The sequence below is a fragment of the Streptomyces sp. BR123 genome (genome assembly GCF_013401435.1).
Classification (GTDB): Bacteria; Actinomycetota; Actinomycetes; order Streptomycetales; family Streptomycetaceae; genus Streptomyces.
On sequence record NZ_JACBGN010000121.1, the window covers coordinates 1 to 19913 of the forward strand.

Annotated in this window: 20 protein-coding genes and 1 pseudogene; 8 read left to right on the forward strand and 13 right to left on the reverse strand. The window is 74.2% G+C overall.

Features of this window, described 5'->3' with window-relative positions; all coding sequences use genetic code 11:
* The first annotated feature begins 660 nt into the window (after positions 1–660).
* Positions 661–2745, forward strand: coding sequence for a PhoX family phosphatase (locus HYE82_RS19490; RefSeq protein WP_179175389.1), 2085 nt, complete (start codon positions 661–663; stop codon positions 2743–2745).
* A gap of 111 nt (positions 2746–2856) precedes the next feature.
* Here the strand turns inward: HYE82_RS19490 and HYE82_RS19495 are convergent, their stop codons facing one another.
* The 4 genes from HYE82_RS19495 to HYE82_RS19510 all read right to left on the reverse strand — a co-directional run bounded on the left by HYE82_RS19495 (position 2857) and on the right by HYE82_RS19510 (position 8074).
* On the reverse strand, positions 2857–4107 hold the full coding sequence (locus tag HYE82_RS19495) for a HAMP domain-containing sensor histidine kinase (RefSeq protein WP_179175390.1): 1251 nt from the start codon (positions 4105–4107) through the stop codon (positions 2857–2859).
* A 13-nt stretch (positions 4108–4120) separates the two neighbouring features.
* Positions 4121–4852: a hypothetical protein gene (locus HYE82_RS19500; RefSeq protein WP_218782815.1), complete on the reverse strand. Its 732-nt coding sequence runs from the start codon at positions 4850–4852 to the stop codon at positions 4121–4123.
* 246 nt (positions 4853–5098) lie between these two features.
* Positions 5099–7105, reverse strand: coding sequence for an FUSC family protein (locus HYE82_RS19505; protein WP_179175391.1), 2007 nt, complete (start codon positions 7103–7105; stop codon positions 5099–5101).
* Positions 7106–7246: 141 nt separating this feature from the next.
* On the reverse strand, positions 7247–8074 hold the full coding sequence (locus HYE82_RS19510) for a hypothetical protein (protein ID WP_179175392.1): 828 nt from the start codon (positions 8072–8074) through the stop codon (positions 7247–7249).
* A gap of 172 nt (positions 8075–8246) precedes the next feature.
* On the opposite strand from HYE82_RS19510, the gene HYE82_RS19515 reads away from it, so the two are divergent.
* The 3 genes from HYE82_RS19515 to HYE82_RS19525 are packed head-to-tail and all read left to right on the forward strand — an operon-like array spanning position 8247 to position 9656.
* Complete coding sequence (locus tag HYE82_RS19515; protein WP_179175406.1) at positions 8247–8729, forward strand: Rrf2 family transcriptional regulator; 483 nt, start codon at positions 8247–8249, stop codon at positions 8727–8729.
* Between the two features lie 54 nt (positions 8730–8783).
* The gene (locus tag HYE82_RS19520) at positions 8784–9188 is read left to right on the forward strand and encodes a RidA family protein (RefSeq protein ID WP_179175393.1); all 405 of its coding nucleotides are present in this window, start codon (positions 8784–8786) and stop codon (positions 9186–9188) included.
* A gap of 60 nt (positions 9189–9248) precedes the next feature.
* Complete coding sequence (locus tag HYE82_RS19525) at positions 9249–9656, forward strand: hypothetical protein (protein ID WP_179175394.1); 408 nt, start codon at positions 9249–9251, stop codon at positions 9654–9656.
* 34 nt (positions 9657–9690) lie between these two features.
* Here HYE82_RS19525 and HYE82_RS19530 read toward each other — a convergent pair whose 3' ends face one another.
* From HYE82_RS19530 to HYE82_RS19555, 6 genes are all read right to left on the reverse strand, one after another.
* Complete coding sequence (locus tag HYE82_RS19530; RefSeq protein WP_179175395.1) at positions 9691–9978, reverse strand: hypothetical protein; 288 nt, start codon at positions 9976–9978, stop codon at positions 9691–9693.
* 539 nt (positions 9979–10517) lie between these two features.
* Positions 10518–11159, reverse strand: coding sequence for a class F sortase (locus HYE82_RS19535; RefSeq protein WP_179175396.1), 642 nt, complete (start codon positions 11157–11159; stop codon positions 10518–10520).
* A gap of 208 nt (positions 11160–11367) precedes the next feature.
* Complete coding sequence (locus tag HYE82_RS19540; protein ID WP_179175397.1) at positions 11368–12036, reverse strand: hypothetical protein; 669 nt, start codon at positions 12034–12036, stop codon at positions 11368–11370.
* A gap of 20 nt (positions 12037–12056) precedes the next feature.
* Complete coding sequence (locus HYE82_RS19545) at positions 12057–12374, reverse strand: hypothetical protein (RefSeq protein ID WP_256987438.1); 318 nt, start codon at positions 12372–12374, stop codon at positions 12057–12059.
* A 20-nt stretch (positions 12375–12394) separates the two neighbouring features.
* Positions 12395–13147, reverse strand: a complete 753-nt coding sequence (locus HYE82_RS19550; RefSeq protein ID WP_179175398.1) for a CbtA family protein — start codon at positions 13145–13147, stop codon at positions 12395–12397.
* 76 nt (positions 13148–13223) lie between these two features.
* Positions 13224–13439, reverse strand: a complete 216-nt coding sequence (locus tag HYE82_RS19555) for a CbtB domain-containing protein (RefSeq protein WP_179175399.1) — start codon at positions 13437–13439, stop codon at positions 13224–13226.
* 185 nt (positions 13440–13624) lie between these two features.
* Here HYE82_RS19555 and HYE82_RS19560 point away from each other — a divergent pair, with 185 nt between their 5' ends.
* On the forward strand, positions 13625–14101 hold the full coding sequence (locus HYE82_RS19560; RefSeq protein ID WP_179175400.1) for a histidine phosphatase family protein: 477 nt from the start codon (positions 13625–13627) through the stop codon (positions 14099–14101).
* 239 nt (positions 14102–14340) lie between these two features.
* Entirely contained in the window at positions 14341–15237 is an 897-nt protein-coding gene (locus tag HYE82_RS19565) for a sigma-70 family RNA polymerase sigma factor (RefSeq protein WP_179175401.1), read from the forward strand.
* Between the two features lie 116 nt (positions 15238–15353).
* Here HYE82_RS19565 and HYE82_RS19570 read toward each other — a convergent pair whose 3' ends face one another.
* Entirely contained in the window at positions 15354–16355 is a 1002-nt protein-coding gene (locus HYE82_RS19570) for a DUF1648 domain-containing protein (protein ID WP_218782816.1), read from the reverse strand.
* On the reverse strand, positions 16352–16699 hold the full coding sequence (locus HYE82_RS19575; protein ID WP_179175402.1) for a GntR family transcriptional regulator: 348 nt from the start codon (positions 16697–16699) through the stop codon (positions 16352–16354). The genes HYE82_RS19570 and HYE82_RS19575 overlap by 4 nt, the downstream gene beginning before the upstream one ends.
* A gap of 348 nt (positions 16700–17047) precedes the next feature.
* Here HYE82_RS19575 and HYE82_RS19580 point away from each other — a divergent pair.
* Both HYE82_RS19580 and eccD read left to right on the forward strand, forming a co-directional pair.
* Positions 17048–17284, forward strand: a pseudogene (locus tag HYE82_RS19580) (hypothetical protein); the annotation flags it as partial.
* A gap of 278 nt (positions 17285–17562) precedes the next feature.
* A complete protein-coding gene (gene eccD / locus HYE82_RS19585; protein ID WP_179175403.1) occupies positions 17563–18918 on the forward strand; it encodes a type VII secretion integral membrane protein EccD in 1356 nt (451 codons plus the stop codon).
* Between the two features lie 44 nt (positions 18919–18962).
* Here eccD and HYE82_RS19590 read toward each other — a convergent pair.
* A partial coding sequence (locus HYE82_RS19590; RefSeq protein ID WP_218782817.1) for a hypothetical protein occupies positions 18963–19913 on the reverse strand: 951 nt, incomplete at its 5' end.

Sequence of the window (19913 nt, forward strand, 5' to 3'; positions counted from 1 at the left end):
CTCCGGGACCGTGGGGTCACTGGCCGGGGCGGTGACGAGCACGCCCGGCTCGCGGTCGCGCGGCGCGGACTGCGGCGGGACCGTGGGGTTGTCGAAGGAAGCCGCGACCAGTTCGGCCGCCGCGTCGAGCGGCGCCCGTTCCGCCTGGTTCGGCACCGCCGCTGATGAGGTCGAAGAGGTAGTGGCCTCAGTCGTCTCCGGAACCGGCTCGGCAGACCGTCCGAAAACCTTGCGCAACAAGCTCCGAATACCCATGGGCCAGGCCTTTCGCATGAGTGCGTGCGTCTTTTGTCCGTGCTGCGCGGTTGATCCCTGCCCAGAGTGGACACGTAAGGTTATCGACCCCTCGGCTGGAACGTCTGCAGGGGCACCCCTCGTGGCGCCAGGCCCTTTTCGGCCATCTCTTGCGGATCTTGGCTGATCCGCCCGCCACGCGCGAGGGCTCCTCCGGACCGCCTGCCGTGCGGGCCCGTACAGAGCCTTACCACACCACGCCGGCCCCATCGAAGCGCACCCCCACGCTCCCTGAACTCCCGCCCCGACGTTCCCGGTTCACCGGAGGTTCATCCTGTGGCCGCCGGTTCTGCGCACCCTGCCCCTACCGTCACCGCTGGATTCGGCCGATTCCCGTCGGCAACCGCGCAATCACGGAGGACGCTCGTGCGCAAGCTTCTGCCGCTCATAGGCAACCCGCATGGGGGCGGCCGTTCCGCCCTCACCTGTCGCTACCGCTGTGGTGACGCCTGCTTCCACGAGGTGCCGAACACCAGCGACAACGAGTACGCCGGCGACATCATCGCCCGTACCTGGTCCCGCCGCTCCATGCTGCGCTCGGCCGCCGTCGTCACGGTCGCCACGGCCGCCGGTACGGCCGTCGCCGTCGGCGGCAGCGGTACGCAGGCCACCGCCGCCCCCGCCGCCGACGCCCAGGGCGCCGCAGAGGGCGCCGGCCAGGCCGCCCGCGGCCTCCGCTTCACCTCCGTCGCGCCGAACACCGCCGACCAGGTCACCATCCCCGAGGGCTACGCCCAGAACATCGTGATCAAGTGGGGCGACCCGATCGTCAAGGGCGCGCCGGGCTTCAACGCCGACAAGCAGACCGCCGCGGCCCAGGCCGGCCAGTTCGGCTACAACAACGACTTCCTCAGCCTGCTCCCGCTCGGCAGCGGCTACGAGCGCCAGCAGCTTCTCGTCGCCAACCACGAGTACACGGACGAAGTCCTCATGTTCAAGGGCTACGACCCGGCCAACCCGACCAAGGAGCAGGTCGAGATCGCCTGGGCCGCGCACGGCCTGTCCGTGGTCGTCGTCCAGGAGGACCACCGCAGCGGCAAGCTGACCGCGGTCAACCGCCACCAGCTGAACCGCCGCCTCACCGCGACCAGCGAGTTCCGCATGACCGGCCCGGCCGCCGGCGGCGCCCTGCTGAAGACCTCGGCCGACCCGTCCGGCACCAAGGTGCTCGGCACCCTCAACAACTGCGCCGGCGGCACCACCCCGTGGGGCACCACCCTCCACGGCGAGGAGAACTTCAACCAGTACTTCGCCAACGGCGGCTCCGTCACCGAGCCCGTCCAGGCCGCTCGCCTGAAGCGCTACGGCATCACCGGCGCCGCCTCCGAGCGCAAGTGGGAGCGGTTCGACAAGCGCTTCGACGTCGTGCAGGAGCCCAACGAGGCCAACCGCTTCGGCTGGGTCGTCGAGCTCGACCCGTACGACCCGGACTCGGTGCCGCGCAAGCGCACCGCGCTGGGCCGCTTCAAGCACGAGGCCGCGCAGCCCCGCCTCACCGAGGACGGCCGCCCGGTCATCTACATGGGCGACGACGAGCGCTTCGACTACTTCTACAAGTTCGTCTCCGGCAAGCGGATGATGAAGGGAAACAGCCGCGCTGCCAAGGAGCACAACCTCACCCTGCTCGACGAGGGCACCCTCTACGTCGCCAAGCTGACCGGCGACTCCCCGGCCGACCAGATCGACGGCTCCGGCAAGTACCCGTCGGACGGCCAGTTCGACGGCACCGGCCAGTGGATCCCGCTCGCCACCGGCAACGTCTCGCACGTCCCGGGCTTCACCGCCGAGGAGGTGTACGTCTTCACGCGCCAGGCTGCCGACAAGGTGGGCGCCACCAAGATGGACCGCCCCGAGGACGTCGAGCCCTCGCCGCGCACCGGCCGCGTCTATGTCGCGCTGACCAACAACAGCAAGCGCGGCACCACCGGCCAGCCGGGCGCTGACGAGGCCAACCCGCGCAACGCCAACAAGCACGGCCAGATCCTGGAACTCGCCGAGAGCTTCGACGACCCGGCCGGCGACGCCTTCGCCTGGCGCCTGTTCCTGGTCGCCGGTGACCCGAACGACGCGGCCACCTACTTCGCCGGCTTCCCGAAGGACAAGGTCAGCCCGATCTCCTGCCCGGACAACGTGGCCTTCGACCCGCACGGCAACCTGTGGATCTCCACCGACGGCAACCAGCTCGGCTCCCACGACGGCCTGTTCGGTGTCGCCACCACCGGCGAGCGACGCGGTGAGCTCAAGCAGTTCCTGACCGTGCCGCGCGGCGCCGAGACCTGCGGGCCGCTGATCCAGGACAAGCGCGTCCTGGTCTCCGTGCAGCACCCGGGCGAGATCGACGGCGCGTCCGTCGAGAAGCCCGAGTCGGTGTGGCCCGACGGCCCCGGCAAGATCGTCCGCCCGGCCGTGGTGTCGGTCTGGCGCAAGGACGGCAAGAACATCGGCGTCTGACGGCGGTGTCCGGGCTACTGCCCGCGGGCCGTCGCCCCGCGGGCAGTTGATCCGTAGGCCATGGCGGAGTGGGGCGGTGTTTCACGTGAAACACCGCCCCACTCCCGTGCGTCAACTCCCGTCCACCAGACGCCCGACCGGGAGCCGGAGCGTGGTCACCGCGCCGCCGTCCGGAGCGTTGGCAAAGTCCAGGGCGATCTCCAGGACCGCCGCCTGGCCGGCCACGATGGTCAGGCCCAGCCCGTGGCCCCGGCCGCGGCCCGGGTCCCCGGTGCGGAAGCGCTGCGGGCCCTGCTCGATCAGCCGGTCCGGGTAGCCGGGCCCGTGGTCCCGTACGGTCACCACCGGACCGTCGACGGTCACCTCGATCGGCGGGGCGCCGTGCCGGTCGGCGTTGACCAGCAGGTTGGCCAGGATCCGGTCCAGCCGCCGCCGGTCGGTCAGCACCTCCATGTCGCGGACGACCCGTACCGACACGTCCAGCCGGGTCGCGGCGACAGCCCGCCGCACGGCCCGGCCGAGTTCTACCCGGGCCAGATCGGCGTACTCGACGCCCGAGTCCAGCCGGGAGATCTCCAGCAGGTCCTCCGTGAGCCGGTGCAGGGCCGCCAACCGGTCGTTGATCATCTCCTTGGGGCGGCCCTCCGGCAGCAGCGCGGCCGCGGCCAGCGAGCCGGTCAGCGGGGTCCGCAGCTCGTGTGCGACATCCGCGGTGAACCGCTTCTCCGCCTCCAGCCGCTCCTGCAGCGACTTGGCCATGGTGTTCAGCGCCTGCGCCACGTCCCGCACCTCGTCGTGGTGCGCGCCCTCGCCCGCGGCGTCGGGGATGTCGACGCGGGCGTCGAGGTCGCCGGCGCTGATCCGGCGCGCGACGGCGGCGGTGGTCATCAGCCGGCTGCTGATCCGGTTGGCGAGGAACAGGCCGGCCAGCGCAACCACCCCGGCGGCGAGCGCAGCGGAGGCGAGGATCGCGGCGTCGAGGTCCCGCAACCGGCTGCGGGTGCTCTCGAAGGGGACCCACACGGCGAGGGGCTTGCCGTCGGCGGGCCCTGCGGCCCACATGACGGGCCGGCCGGCGTGCTCTCCGGCCATGCTGCCGGTCCGCCCGCGGGCGACGAGCCCCCGCAGCCGGGCGGGCAGGTCGGGTGGGTTCAGGGCGACGTTCAGGTGGCCGTGGGCGGTGCCGTACCGGTACTCGGTCAGGGCGTGGTCCAGGTCCCGGTCGGCGTCCTTGCGGACCTCGCCGACGACCTGCCGGGCGACCACGTTGTGCACGAGGATCCCGAGCACTGCGGCGACGGCGCAGCACACTGCGGTCGTGGTCAGGGCGATCTTCCAGCGCAGACTGCTCGTCACCCGCATGGTGCGCCGCCCCTCAGCCCCGGATCGCCGTGCACGGGGTGGAGCCGGTCTTCAGCGGGGGGCACTCGTCCAGGGTGAGTTCGGCCAGGTCCATGGTGCCCGTCTCCGGGTTCCACACGTAGTCCGAGACGGAGACCTTCTTCGGGTTCGGGGTCGGCTCGCGCACCGAGAGGTGCTCGGCGGCGACCTCCACACCCTCCAGGACGGCGCGCCGCGACAGGATCCGGGCGATCGAGCCGTCGTCCCGGACGGTGTAGACGCGCAGTTCGCTGATCCGGCCGTCGATGTCGACGGCGGTGATCAGTTCGTCGCGGCCGTCGCCCGTCACGTCGTGGAACACCGGCGGCCGGACCGGGCAGTCGGGGCCGCCGTCCACAGCCTGTGTGCAGAGCGCGAGCCGCCGGACCGCCCTGGGGTCGACGAGGCGTCCCGTGCCCCCGTCCTGCCGGGCGGCGGCGGTGATGTCGGCCCGTACGACGGCCGGCGCGTTCACGTCGCGCATGCTCCGGCTCGTCGCCTTGGGCAGCCCCGGGACCACCGCGGCCGCACCGGCCTGCTCGCCGGGGCCGGGCGGGGAGGGACGGATGTCCTTCCACAGGGTCTGCGGGGCGTGCACGGTCCCCAGGTCGCCGTCGTCGCGCAGTCCTTCCACATCGGCGCACCCGGCCGCGGTCGCGAGGGCGGCGGCGAGGACCGGGGCGGCCACGGCGCGGCGGTGCCGGCGGCGCGGGAGGAGGGGCCTCATGCCCCGATGTTCTCCCGGCCGGGCCCCGACAGCCGGGCGGAAGGCCCGTTAGGGGGACCCGCTCCGCCGTCCCCGGGCACGGGCCGCGGGACGCGGGGGCGCAGGCACGGGGGCGCAGGCACGGGGGCACGGGAGCGGGCGCACAGCCGGGTGCGGGGGACGCGGAGACCCGGGAGTGCGGCACCGGGCGGGACCGGTGCACGGGCACGGGCCGCGGAGACCCGGAGGGTGCAGGGGCTGCGGGGGTCAGGGTTCGGACGAGGCGATCCCTCGCGCGCAGGCGACCTCCTGGCGGACCGGCTCCAGGACGGACGCCTCGTCGCCGGACTGCCCGGAGGGGGGCCGCAGCCGGTCGGGGGTCCGGGCGGTGCGCACCCCGTCGGCGAGGGCGTGCAGGTCGGAGGTCAGCGCCGTCACCTCGGCGGGCCGGGGCTCGGGCGCCCCGTGGTTGACGCGGACCCGGGCGGCGGTGGTCGCGTCGACGATCCGCTCGACGGCGACGACCAGCGGCCACCACGCCGCGGCCCGCGCCCCGGTCGGCGGCGGCTCGGTCAGCGCCCGCTGGAACTCGCTGCGAACGGACGACAGGTCGCGGTAGAGGCGTCGGCGGGCCTGGAGTCGTGTGGTCCGCGCGGTCCGCAGCCCGGCCGCCGTGTCGGGCCGCGGGCGGCCGAAGGCCCGTTCCACGTAGCGGGCGGCGTCGTCGACGGTGTCGGCGAGTCGGTCCCCGATCCGCGTGTGCCAGCTCTCGGGCCACAGCAGGTAGCCGAAGAGCAGGGTGATCGCACAGCCGATCAGGCTGTCCAGCAGCCGGGGCCGGATGAGGTCGAAGCCCTGATGGTTGAGGAGGTCCGACAGCAGCAGGATCACCGGGGTGATCGCGGCGGTCTGGAAGGCGTAGCCCTTCGCGGAGAACGCGGGGATCAGCGCGGCGAGGACCGCCATGACCGGCACGTCCCACCAGCCGCGCGGCACCTCGGCGAGCACGGCGGCCGCGACGACGAGCCCGCCCACGGTGCCCAGCGCGCGCAGCACGGCCCGGGAGAACACCGAGCCGAAGTCGGGCTTGAGGACGAAGGTGACGGTCAGGGCCACCCAGTACGAGCGCTCGACGGGCACGAGCGAGACCAGCGACTGGGCCAGCCCGATGCACAGGGCGAGCCGCAGCCCGTACCGCCAGGACGCTTCGGACAGCATCATGTCCCGCGCCGCCTGCCGGGCCCGTACGTGCAGGGCGGTGGGGCGGCCCAACCGGTCGTCGTCGACGCTGCGCAGGGTCGGCTCGGGGAGGTGCACGACGGCCGCCGCGTGCCGCAGGGCTGCGTCGAGGGCCCGTTCGGCGGGGGTGTGCGGCGCGGGCAGGTCCAGTACGGGCGGCTCGGTGCGGCCCTCCTCCACGGCCCGGCCGAGGTCCCGGACGGCCGCCGCGATGCCCGGCGGCAGTGGGCGGCCGCGCAGGTGCACGGCGGGTGCCGCCTCGACGAGCGGGATCACCACGTTCAGCTGGGCCAGCAGCCGGACCAGCGAGGGGCTGCGCCCGTGGACGCGGGCGCGTCGGCCCAGGATCAGGTCGTAGGCCTGGTTGAGGGTCTGGGTGAGCTGTCGGCGGCGGTCGTCGTAGCCGGGTCCGCCGGCGGCCTCCAGGGCATCGGCGAGGGCCAGGTAGGTGGCGGCGACGGCGGTCCGCTCGGGCTGCCGCCCGCGCAGCGGCCAGCCCAGCAGGGTCAGGGCCAGCACGAACAGGCCGCCGGTGCTCAGCAGGAGCGGGGCCGCCCACCAGGGCTGCGGCAGTGGCAGGCCGGCCCCGACCACCGCGTTGAGCAGGAGCAGCAGCCCGGAGACGGAGGCGACCGTGCCGATCGAGGAGACCATCCCGGAGACCAGGGCGATCAGGGTGAGGACGCCGACGGCGAGCCAGCCCCGCCCGAAGACGAGGGTGCCGAGCGCGACGCCGACCGCACCGAACAGCTGGGGCACGGCGATGTTGAGGATCCGCATCCGGTAGGCGTCGGCGGTGTCGCCGATGACACCCGACAGGGCGCCCATCGAGACGAGCGCCCCGTACTCCGGCTCGTCGAGGGCGAAGCCGGCCGCGAGCGGGACCGAGAGGGCGATGCCCGCGCGGACGACGGCCGCCCAGGGGATGGGCGCGGGGTCGGGCCGCAGGCCCGAGAGCAGCCAGGCGGGCGGGGCCAGCGGGTGCGGCCGGGCAGCTCGCCCGGACGGTATGTCTTCGGTGCGTTCGGTGCCCATGTGTGCTTCCGTGCCGCCGCTCGTTCGCTCATCGGGTTTTCGGTTCTTCTGTACGGTTGCGCGCTCTCTGCACCGTTGCACGCGCTCTCGGGCCGTTGACGGTTCTCTGCGCCGTTCTGCGCGCTTGGTACCTATCCGAGCTTATGGGGTCCGGCGGTGCCGTCCGGCCAGCCAGGCGGCGAGTGCGACGGCCAGCCCGATCGCCAGGACCACCCAGGCAGTGGTGCGCAGGAACGCGGTGAGCACGTCGTACACGGCGCCGGCCGCCGCCCGGTCGATGTCGGCGGGCAGGTCGTCGAGGGTGAGCCGGCGGCAGACGGACACCGCGATCCCCAGCAGGACGGCTCCGAAGGCCAGTCCCAGGCCGGTGGCCGCCACGGCCCGGCGGCGGTTCACGGCGACGGCGACCGCCGTCACGGCCAGCAGCACGGTCAGCACGGGCAGCCAGACACCGGCGATCTGCAGCATGCGGAAGCCCTTCCGGAGTGCGCCGAGGTTGTCGTACTCCATCACCGTCACCGCCACCCGGGTCACCGGGATGCGGTCGGCGAACGGCACCTGGTCGGCGAGTAGTTCCGCCCGCACCTGTTCGATGACCGGGGCGAGGTCGATGGTGACGGCGTTGCCGTCGCCGGTGGTGAGCGCCTGGAGGAAGGCCGCGTGCGCCGCGCGGTTGGCGGCGTCCCAGGCGGTTCGGTACGCGGCGGTGCCGGTGAAGGAGCGCAGGGCCTCGCCGAGCAGGGCGTCGACGCCGCCCTGGAAGGGGCCGGCGTCGATCTGCCCGGACAGGGCGCGGGTCGCCTGGGTGACGACGACCTGCTGGACCGCCGGGTTTCCGGCCAGGGGGGACATGGCGGCGGTGTAACGGTCGGCGTCGCCCAGTTCGCGGTCGGCCCAGTACGCGACGGCGCTCGCAGGGACGAGCAGCGCCATGAGCGTGATGAGTACTGCCGACAGGAAGGTGCGCACGTCACCAGGGAAATCCGCGGCCGGGGCGGGCGCGAGCGGGGGTGCTGCGGGCGGGTGGCGGCACGCCGGTGCGGGCGCGCCGACGCGGTGTGTCGGCGCGGTGTGTCGGCGCGGTGCCGTGGCGGCCCCCTTGCGGAAAGAATCTTGGACATTTAATGTCCAGATTATGAGGATGGGTGAGGGCGTCGAGTGGGCGCTGCACAGCTGCGTCAACCTGGCCTGGATCGGCCCCGAGCGGGCCGTCCCGGCGGCGCGCCTGGCCGCCTGGCACGACCTGCCGGCCGCCTACCTGAACAAGCAGCTCCAGGCGCTGGCCCGAGCGGGGATCCTGACGTCCACCCCGGGCCAGCGGGGCGGCTTCCGGCTCGCCCGGCCCCTGGCCGAGATCTCGCTCATGGACGTGGTCGTCGCGGTCGAGGGGTCCGCAGAGGCCTTCCGGTGCGCCGAGATCCGCAACCAGGGTCCGGGCCGCGGCCCCACCGTGGACAACGGCCCGGAGTGCGCCGTCGCGCACGCCATGGGCCGCGCCGAACTGGCCTGGCGCCGTGCCCTGGCGGAGCAGAACCTCGACGACATCCGGCGCGAGGCCGAGCGGCAGGCCCCGCAGGCCCCGGTGCGCCTGCGCACCTGGTTCGCCGGTCTCACCGCCACCTGACCGAAGCGATCGCACTGACCGACACACGCCATCGACCGACCCAGGAGCTTGGCAATGACGCGCAGCATCACCAACCCGGCAGGACTCCACAACCCCGTCGACTTCGGCTACAGCCACATCGTCTCCGCCCCCGGCGAGCAGGTCTTCATAGCCGGCCAGTACGGCTCGGACGAGAACGGGCACGTCATCTCCGCGGACTTCGAGGCCCAGGTCGAGCGGGCCTTCGCCAACCTGCGGACCGCCCTCGCGGCCGTCGGCCTCGGCCCTGCCGACGTCGTCCGGATCGGAACCTGCATCGTCGAGCACGACCTGGCGAAGCTGCAGGTCCTCACCAAGCACCTGCACGCCACCTGGGGGACCGAGCTGCCCGCCCAGACCCTGATAGGGGTCGCCTCGCTGGCCCTGCCGGGGATGCTCTTCGAGATCGACGCCGTGGCCGTGCGCACCGCCCGCAGCTGATCCACTTGCCGGTCCGGGGTGCCGGGTGTGCTCTGGATGGGGGAAGAGAGGAGCCCTGTCATGGCACATGCGGCACCCGTCGCCCACCGGCGGCCCCGCGGGCCGACGGCGCAGGCGCACCACCTGGACAGGGGAGCACTGGCCCGGGCCCTGCTGCTCGGACTCGTCTACGGCGTCTACGCGGCCTTCATGAAGCGGCAGATGGGACCGGTGGACGCCGCCAACGTCTTCTACGGGATCCTGTGCGGCGCCGTCTTCGCCGCGGTCATGTTCACCCTCGCCCGGGTCGGCCCCCGCATGATGCGGGAGGTGCGGGCGGCGGCGTACGGGTCCTTCGGCGGTATCGCCGTGGGCTATCTGTACAGCCTCACGGGCGACTCCATCCTGCGCTCCAGCTGGGTCGGCTTCATCACGGGCGCCGCAGTCGGCGCCGTGGCGTTCTACCGCTACTACACACACGAGCCCTGACGGGCCCGGGACGCCGGTCGGTACTCCGAGGTTGTCAGTCCTCGGCGGCGGCCGGAACGGGAGACCCGCTCCGGGACAGGCCCGCGGTCTCACGGACGCCGGTCGCGGGGGCGGAGGCCTTGGCGTCCGTCTCCTCGGGCTCGCAGGACTGCTCCTGGTCCTGCTCCGGCTCCTGGTCCTGCTTCGGCTCCTGCTCCTGGTCCTGCTTCGGCTCCTGCTTCGGCTTCGGCTCCTGCTTCGGCTTCGTCCTCGGCGGCGGCGTGAGACGGGTGACCTCGGCTCGGATCATGGCGTTCAGGGCGGTGTACGGGTCGATGGGCATGCCGGAACCTCATGGTGTTCGAGAGTGGGGGGTTGCGCGCTGCTGCTCGGCCCGCTCAGCAGCGCAACACCACACTCCGCACCGTCCGCACGGACAGCGCCGGTTCGGCCGCCTCGTACGGGGCGGCGCGCCCCGGCCCCGCGGGCGGTTTCACGTGAAACACCGGCTGCGGCAGCTCCCGCGCACAGGGCAGCCCGCGCGCGGCCGGCCGGACGGCAGCCCGTACCTCGGGATCCGACGCCGGCTCCGACTCCCGCTCGGCCGGGGTAACCGGCTCGCTCGGCGTACCGGAGGGGAGCTGCCGGACCGCATGCGCCCCGCCGGCCGCCGACGGGGCGGCAGGACCGGACACGAACAGGCACAGGAGTGCGACGCAGGCCGCCGCAAGGGCCCTGGCCACCGCCGATCGTGCATGCCGTGTCCCGGTCATGGCAGGGGTCTGCCCCGACACGCCCGGCACCTCCCCACCCCGGCCGCAGAAGCGCCCGACCGGGGGAACGAAGTGACCCCTCGGTGTCACCCCTGCCGACCGGCGGGGCTCAGCGGGGGGTGCGCCGCTGACCGGTGAGCCGGGCCAGCACGGTCGTCTCACCGCTGACCAGACGCAGTTGGGCCCGTCCGGGCCGCTGCCCCCGGCCGGTCACCCCGGCGGGTGAGACCAGGTCCACGGTGAAGACGGCGGTCCTGCGGTCGGCACGCGGGATCTCGACGGTCAGCCCTCGCCGCAGATCGGCGAGGCGTACGTCGGGCGCCGTGACCACGGCCGTCCCGGCCGCGCCGGGCATCACGGCGCCGCTGTCCCAGAGAGCCTCCGTCGCCGCCCGCGCCGACGCACCCGCTCCTGTGGCCGTGCCGTCGCCGAGGCCGGGGCCGCCGTCGGCCAGCGTCAGGTCCACTCCCAGGCTGGGGATCCGGAGCCGCAGCGGCCGCGCGGGGCGCAGTGGGGCGATGGCGACGGCCCGGGCGGGCCGGGACCCCTTGTCCGAGGTGCGCGGCCGGCGGGGCTGGTCCAGCTGCTCGACGAGCCGCCGGTGCCCGGACAGCCCCAGCGCCCGCGAGGGCATCGCGTCGGCGGAGCCGGCCGCCGTCGGCCGCGCCCCCTCGGTGCTGCGCAGCAGCCCTATTCCGGTGCCCAGCAGAACCGCTGTCAGCACGCCGACCACCCACTTGCCGCGGGGCATGGATTGTCCTCCCGGTCCGATGCACCGGCTCAGGCGGGCCGGTTCTCCTGAGAGCAGTGGACTCCCTCCCTGCCTCCCAGCACCCGTGACAACGCCGAAGATTGACGCTACGTCACAGCGCAGCCTCCCTCGGCCCACCCGCGTTGTCCCAGTTGGCGGCGGGTGCGCGGGTCCTTCCCGCGAGCCGGGGCACGTACGCCCGAACGGGCTAGCGGGCGTGGCGAAGGGAGGACCCGCCCGGGTCCGCCAGAACCACCTCCGCCATCCGCCGCAACTCCACGAGCGCCACGCAGTCGCGTCCGGTGCGGGACAGCCGAGCGATCCGCAGGTTCAGCCGGCGCAGCCCCTCCGCGAGCAGCTCCAGCCGGGCCTGCTCCAGGTACCCGCCGGCCTCCAGATATGCGGCGACGTACGCACACAGCTCCTCTTCGGCACGCGGATCCGCCCCTTCCGCGGCCCCGGCCCCGGGCCCGGGCAAGGGGGTGGCGCCGGGGCGTCCCCGCTCCCGCCAGAGCCGCGCGACCTCGTGGGCTGCCGCCACGTGCCCGTCGGGCCCCGGCCAGCGCGGCCCGAGGAAACACCGGATATCGGTGGCACGGGGCTGCCTGCGGTGTTCGAGGTGCTTCTCCGCCCTGCGCCGCTCGGCGAACTCCGCCCGCTCGGCCAGCGCCGCCGCCCGGCTGAGCTCCAGCTTCTCCAGCGCGCGGACCAGGGCGTCGCCGTCCCTCCGGAGGTCTCCGGACCGGCTGAGGAAGGACCAGGTCCCGGAGAAGCCGAAGGGCCGGTACAGGACCACGGTGCTGCGCAGCGCGCTGCGCCGGTGCCCGAACGGCAGCGCCGGGTCGCGTACGCGCCGGGCGTGCACGTTGAGGCTCATGACCCGAGCCTACGGATGTGTCAGACCACCACGAACGCCACTGCCGCCGCCCCCATGAGGGCGGCGGCGAGGTGGACGGCCGGGTGGCCGTGGTCGCCGTACCAGAGCTGGCGGACCAGGTTGCCGAGGGCGGCCAGGGTCGCGATGACGGCGACCTGGGCGAGCAGGGTGATTGCGGTGAAGGGGGCCAGCAGCAGGGCGGCGGAGTTGAGCCAGAACGGGACCGCTCCCGTCCAGCCCCGCCACCGGCGGATCGCCGACTGCGCCTGTGCCCGCGCCGGTGGCCGGGTGCGCGCCCGTGTCCGTGTCCGTGCGTGCGCCTGCGTCCGTGCCCGCATGGATCACCGACCCCTCATCATCAACTCGCCGGCGCAACAGCCTCCTTGGGGGCGGCGGCGGGGACAAGTGCCCGTTCGGCAAGAAAACCGAAGGCCAGGCCGAAAGTCGTCCACATCGCGGCCTGGATGGCCAGGGTCGCGAGGCGGAACTGCCACAGCAGCGTGCCCGGGAAGTCGGCCGGGACCTCGTCGACGGCGGGCAGGAACGCGTACGAGACCGCGACCGCCGCGAGGAACGCGAGGGAGGCGACGACCGTGGCGTTCCAGTTGCCGAGCCCGGGTGCCAGGCGGCGGCCCAGGATCAGCGCCCCCGCCCCGAGCAGCATGCTCAGAGCGATCATCAGCAGGAACAGCACGGTCCTGCGCGTGGCGGTGTCCGGGTCGCCGACGGCCGGGGGATTGGAGGGGTACTTGAGGAAGGGGACCAGGACGACGGTGACGAACAGGCCGCCTGCGACCAGCGCCGCCGTGGCCTTCGGACCGAAGCGGCCGATACGGCCCAGGGCGTAGCAGAACACGAGGGCGGCGATGCCGCCGAGCGCGACGCCGTACAGGAGGGTGCCGGTGCCGAGTCCGGCCGTGGCCTGGAGGGCCCGGCTGACCGGGGCCTCCTCGGCGTGGTCGTGTCCGCCTGCGGCGGCCTCCTCCAGGGCGATGGCCGCGTCGACGCGGGACTCGCCGATGAGGTAGGCCACGAGGAAGGCGGCCACGCCTGCGAGCAGGCCGGCGAGCATGCCGCGCACCAGCAGTACGCGGGGGGAGACGGGATTCATGGGCTTCCCTTGATCGGTCGATCAGTTGAGCGGTCGGCCGATTGACCGGTTGGCCAGTCGGCCGTCGACTGGCTGGTCAGTGGCAGGGGAAGCCGAGCAGGTGGCGGCCGTCGTGCATCCACTCGTGGATGGTCTCGCCCTCGAACAGCGCGGTGGCGCCCTGCTCGACGCCGACGAGGTAGAGCAGGGCGAGCGTCAGGAAGCCTGCGAAGAGGGCCCAGGGAGTGAGCGAGGAGAGGGAAATCGGGGCGACGGCGGCAGGGGCCGTCGTGGGCACGGCGGTGTCGGCCATGGCTGTACCTCCAGAGGGAACACGCGTCCCGGTCAGTGGTGCTCGCAACGACGGCGCGGGTCTGACTTCCCTCCCTGCGGGAGGTTTCACAGTGGCGCGACCGTGCCGGTTTCTCACCGGACTTCCGTCGGACCGTCGTCTTGTTTGGTTGTCGTCCGAGACGGTACCGCGCTTATGCTCCCTTTATGAAGAGCGGCGTAGTACGAGTTCAGTTCGTTACCCGGCCGTTCGACGTATCCGCGCGGCAGGCGCGTTTCGGCCACGGCGAGCCCTGCCCCGGTCACGAGGGCCTGCGCGGCCCGGACACCGGGCAGTGGGCGGGCCGCAGCTTCGACGAGGTCGCCGCCGAGGACCCCGACGGCATCCGGCGCTGGCTGACCGACCCCGCGTACGCACCGCCCGGGGGCGGGGAGTCCCTCGCCGGGCTGGTCGCCCGGGTCGGTGCCGCCCTCGCCGGCCTGCCCGCGGGCACGCACCGCCCCGTGGTCGAGCAGGCCGTCGTACGGGCGGCCGTGGTGTACGCCCTGGAGCTGCCGCTGCCGGCCTTCTGGCGGCTCGACGCACGGCCCGACACCGTCACGACGCTCACCGGCCGGGCCGGCCGCTGGAACCTCCTCCTCGGCCAGGGCGGCCAGGACGGCAAGACCGGCAACCCCGTCTGACGGACGGGGCGTTACCCGGCGGTCCAGTCGCTCGTCGCGATGACCGGCCGCGTCGCCGGCCGCGGTCGGCACGCCCGGCAGGGCGCCGGCAGGGTCCGGCGCAGCCGCGACGCCGGCGCCTAGCCCGATGGTCCGCCCGGTCGGCGAAATCACCGACGCGAAAAGCCGTCTTGAGCGGTTACGGTCCCCTTGGAGAGCCGGCGGGGACGGCCGCGGACGTCGACACGAGGATGTGACCGGTGAGCGACATGGAAGCCCTGGCGGGCAAGTTCGAGTCGCACCGCCCCCGTCTGCGGGCCGTGGCCTACAGGATGCTGGGGTCGATCGGCGAGAGCGAGGACGCCGTGCAGGAGGCCTGGCTCCGACTGAGCCGGTCCGACACCGCCGCCGTGGGCAACCTCGGCGGCTGGCTGACCACCGTCGTCGGCCGCGTCTGCCTGGACATGCTGCGCTCGCGCACGACGCGCCGCGAGGAGCCGCTGACCGGCGGGGACGGGGGATTCCGCCTCCCCGACCCGGTCGTCACCGCCCCGGCCGGCATCGATCCGGAGCAGGAGGTCCTCACCGCCGACTCGGTCGGCATCGCCCTGCTGGTCGTCCTGGACACCCTCTCCCCCGCGGAACGGCTGGCGTTCGTCCTGCACGACCTGTTCGCCGTGCCGTTCGACGAGATCGCCCCGGTCCTCGGGCGTACGGCCGCCGGTACGCGGCAGCTCGCCAGCCGGGCCCGGCGCCGCGTCCAGGGCGCCGCCCCGGACCAGGACGCCGACCGGGCGCGCACCCGGGAGATCGTCGACGCCTTCCTCGCCGCCGCCCGCGGCGGTGACCTCAGCGCGCTGCTCGACCTCCTCGACCCCGAGGTCGTGGCCCGCTCCGACGGCGGCAGGCTGCGCCCGGGCCTGACGCGGCGCGGCGCCCGGGACGTGGGCTCGCAGGCGATCACGTACGCCCGGTTCGCGGAGGCCGCCCAGCCGGTCCTGATCAACGGCTTCCCCGGGGTGCTCTCCCGGTCGTCGGACGGCAGGCCGCTGTCCCTCATGGCCTTCACCGTCCGCGGCGGCCGGATCACGGCCCTGGACATCCTCACGGACCCGGAGCGCCTGGCCGCCCTCACCGCCGGCACCCTGCCCGGCTGAGCGCCCCGCCCGAGGGCCGGTCGTGAACCGGGGGCCGGTGGGCGCCGGTCGGGCAGTGCACCGCCCCTGCGGGCGCGGTAGCGCGAGGGACTTCACCGGCCCCGCCGAGCGGGCGGTCAGGCGGACCGGCGGGCGGAGAGGGTGTTGAGCAGGGCGGCGCCGCGTTCGGCGTCGTCGACGCTCACGGCGAAGTCGGACCCCGTGCGCGGCCGCACGACCAGGCATTCCCCGGACCGGAGCATCACCGTCGTGCCCTGGCCGCCGATCCGGTAGCCCCAGCCGCCGACCTGGGCGGGCGTCCGCGTCTCGGCGCGGGCCGAGACGATGTCCTCGGCCCGCCACCGCCGCACGGGACGGCCGAGCGGCCCGAAGGCCACCTCCAAGCCCTTCTCCGTCACCCTTGCCTGAACGGAGGAACACCCCGACGCCGCGAGGGCGACGACCGCGAAGGGCGCGATCAGCGCCCACGGCGGGGCGGCGGCCAGCCCGGCCGCGGCGACCAGGACCGCGACGGCGGCGATGAGGGCGGCGACGGCGCCGGTCAGGCGGAGCCAGCGGTTCGTGGTGCGCGAGAGCCAGACGAAACGCTCACCCTCGGGGATCTCCAGCAACGGGCCCGCGGCCGTCTCCCGCACGGCGGAGGGCGGTTCGCCGTGCCGCCCGGCCAGCCACCCGAGCGCCCCGGCCCCGACCGCGGCGGCGGCCACGACCAGCATCCCCGTGCCCGTCGAGGCGGCGTCCCGCCAGTCGGCCCGGTCCAGGTTGGCGCGGACGATCGACACCTGCGCCCCGGCCAGGAACACCCCGCTCACCGCGAGGGTCGCCGCGGTCCAGTGCCGCCCGGGCGCACCCCTGCGCCGGGCCGCGAGGAGGAGGCCGAGCAGCAACAGCACCCAGACGGCCGCGGGTGCCAGCGCCGCCGCCCACAGGGGCATCGAGCCGTCGGGTGCAGTCCCGTCCCAGTGGGTGGCCAGCCGGTCGGGCAGGCGGCTGCTCACCGCTGGCGGGAGCAGGGCGAGGACCGCGGTGACCGCCGCACCCCACACGCCGGCACCCCAGCCGATACGCGGGCCGCCGCCCCTGTCGGCGTCGCTCGGTCGCCCCGTACGGTCCGTCATGCAAGCCCCCTGATCATCTCGATGAGTTCGCTCCGGCCGTAGCCCAGGCGCGCCGCGTCCTCGACCAGTCGGCGGGCGTTGTCCAGCAGCTCCGACCGCCCGTCCGCGCCCCGGGCCACGGTCACCCCGCGGCCGCGCCGGAACTCCAGCACTCCCTCGTCCCGCAGGGTGCGCAGGCCGCGCAGCACGGTGTTGGCGTTGACGCCCAGCGCCAGGGAGAGGTCGCGGGCGGGCGGCAGCCGCTCTCCAGGGGCGCATTCCCCTTCGGCGATGGCGCGCCGGACGGCAGCCGCCACCTGCTCGTGCAGCGGACGGCTGTCGGTGGTGTCCAGTCTCAGCAACATGGTGCCAATGAAGCTAGCACCATCTGCGTCATCCCGGTATGCCTGTCGTCGCGTCGGACAGGTGCAGCCGGTGGGGGCGGGCGCGGTCCGGTTCCCGTCGAGCACTTCCGGGCCGCGGCCGGGAACCGGAGGCCTGTCGTCGACGTCTGCGGAATGGATCGCTCCGACCGGGTGTTCGCAGGGAGCGGAGGACCCGGGGGGAACGCGTCTGCACATGAGTGGATATGACGCCGCGTCGCTGCGGGTCGGCCGCCGGGCGGCTCGCCGTGACGACCCGCCAGACGTGCTCCGGGCGGATGCATGTTCTATGTTGCACAGGCAAAACACGGGGGAGGCGACGGGCGGCGCATGGCACGCGATTACGACAGTCAGCTGCTGGAGTCGGTGGCGGTACGCCGCCGCAGGATGCGGGACGCGCTGCTGTTCGGTGCGCAGCGGGCGCGGCGAACGGCGGACGAGCGGCTCGGGAAGGTGTTCGCGGGGATCGCCATCGCGGCCGTCCTGTGCGCCGGTTGTGTCGGCTGGTCCTTCATCCAGGCCACGTTGGCCAAGCAGAAGGCCGAGCAGCAGAAACAACAGCAGCAACAGCAGAGCCTGTACCCGAAGCAGACGCAGCCGCCGAAGGCACCCGGCCCCGCCAAGTCCTCCGACCCGGCGCAGCCCCCGGGCACGGCCAAGCCGTCCGGGGCGGCGGCGAAGACGCCCGGGGCGGCCAAGACGCCCGCCCACTCGGCATCTGCACCGGCCGTGAAACCGCCCAAGTCCCCTTCTCAGTCCCCGCCCGTGACGAAGTCGCCCAAGCCGACCCAGCCGTAGAAGCACGGCCCGAAAGGTCACAACGCCGCGATGATAGGTTCCCGCAAGTGGTGAGCACAGCAACGACTTCCCGGGCGCAACTGAGCCGGGTGACCCTGGTCGGCGAGCGCCGCCGCGCCGACGTGGTCCTCCCGTCCGACACGCCGATCGGACAACTGCTCCCCGACGTCCTGCTGCTGCTCGACGACCGCGCCGCCTCCCGTCCGATGACACGTCAGCTGATGACATCGGACGGTTCCGCGCTGCCGCACGAGAGCACGCTGGAGTCTGCGGGCATAGCCGACGGCGCCGTCCTGCAACTCGTCAGGACCCACTCGGCGCCGCCCGCACCCGTCGTCCACGACGTCACCGACCTCGTGGCCGACGACCTCGACCTCCGGGCCTGGCGCTGGCGTCCCGCCGCGCGCAGGGCCAGCGCCGGCGCGGCGACCGTGGCGTTCGCCGTCACCGCCGCGCTGCTCGCCCGGCGGGAGACCGGCCTCGACACCCTCGCCGGGACCCTGCTGGCACTCACGCTCGTACTGCTCGCCGCCGGGGCGCTCGTCTCCCGGATCGGCCAGGGCAACCGGGGCCTGGCCACCGTGCTCCTGCTCGCCTCCGGCGCCCTGTCCGTCCTCGCCGCGTGGACCGCCGCCGACGCCTACCACTGGTCGGGCATCGTCCGGTTCGCCGCCGTCACGGGCTCGCTGACCTTGACGCTGGTCATGCTCGGGTACTTCTCCCCGCTCGGCCGTGGCGGGCTCATCGGCGCCATGGCCCTCGCCGGCATCACCGTCCTGTGGGGCGCCGTGGCTGCAGTCCAGGGCGATCCCGCGCGGCTCGGCGCCGTCATGGCGCTGGTCTCCGTGGTGCTGCTCGGGGTGCTGCCGCGGCTCGCGCTGATGGCCTCGGGCCTCACCGGGCTCGACGACAGCCGCTCCGGCGGGGCCTCGGTCAGCCGCCACGAGGTCGGCAACGCCCTCGCCGCCACCCACCGCGGCCTCGCCCTCGCGACGATCGCCACCGCGGCCTCGGCCGCCGCCGGCGGATGGCTGCTCACCCTGGCCGCGAAGCCGAGCGCGTGGACCGTGGTGCTGGCCGCGCTCATCGCCGTGGTGCTCCTCTCCCGGGCCCGGGCGTTCCCGCTGGTCGCCGAGGTCGTGGCGCTGCTCGCCGCCGCGTGCGTCCTCGTCGTACGCCTCGCCGTGCTGTGGATCCAGCACGGCGGGGGTGCCGCGGCACTGGCCGTGCTGTGCGTGGCGGCGCTGCTGCCGGTGCTCGCACTGGCGGTGCAGCCGCCCGAGCACGTGCAGGTGCGACTGCGGCGGATGGCGGACCTCGTCGAGTCCGTCGGCATGGTGGGGCTCTTCCCGCTGGCCATCGGGGTGTTCGGCGTGTACGGGCAACTGCTCGACAAGTTCTGAGTCAAGGCGCAGGCCGGGCGCCCCGGGCGGGGCAGCAGGCCGGATCAACGCTCCGGGCGGGGCAGCAGGTCGGAGGAAGAGGGGCAGTGGCAGACATGCCGAACGGAGACAACTGGCAGGGCGACGTCCTGCGCGACCTGAGGGCGGCCTCCGCACCCCGGGCCCAGGACGCAACCCCCGGGGCCACCGCGGCACACCGGCCCGGACCCCCACCGGGCCACGCGCAGCCCGGCCACCCGCAGGCCGCCGCGGCCAAGACCGGCCACCCGCAGCAGGGTCACCCGCAGCAGGGTCACCCGCAGCAGGGTCACCCGCAGCAGGGTCACCCGCAGGCCGCCGACCGGGGCCACACCCCCGGCCCGCAGCGGGGCCAGGGCGATCAGCCGCAGCAGCCCGCCCCCGGCACCCCCCAGCAGGCCGCCTACGCGCAGGCGGCCCAGGCCCAGGCCCAGGCCCCGGCCCAGGCGCCGGCTCCAGGCCACCCGCAGCCCGTCCAAGGCCAAGGCCAAGGTGAGGCCGTCGGCTACGGCTACCCCCAGCCGGCCGGAGCCCTTCAGGGCGTCCCCGGGGTCCAGCCCCAGGCAGGACCGCAGGCCCACGGTCAACCGCCGGTCCAGCCCCCGGTCCCCGGTTACGGCTACCGGCAGGCCGCGGCCCAGGGTGAGGCCGTCGGCTACGGCTATCCCCAGCCGGCCGGAGCCCCTCAGGGGGTTCCCGGGACCCAGCCCCGGGCCCAGGCAGGACCGCAGGCCCACGGTCAGCCGCCGGCCCAGGGCGGCCAGGCCTACGCCCAGCACGGGAGCGCGGCCCAGGGGGGCCACGCCCAGCCCGAGGCGTACGCGCAGCCCCGGGCCCAGCAGCAGTCCTTCTCCCAGCCGGTCCCCGGCCAGGACGCCGGCCCGGCGCACGCCGCGGCCTCCGGCCAGGGCGCCCAGCAGCAGCCCGGGGCCCAGGGCGGCCACGCCCACGCCGGGCACGCGGCCTCCCCCCAACCC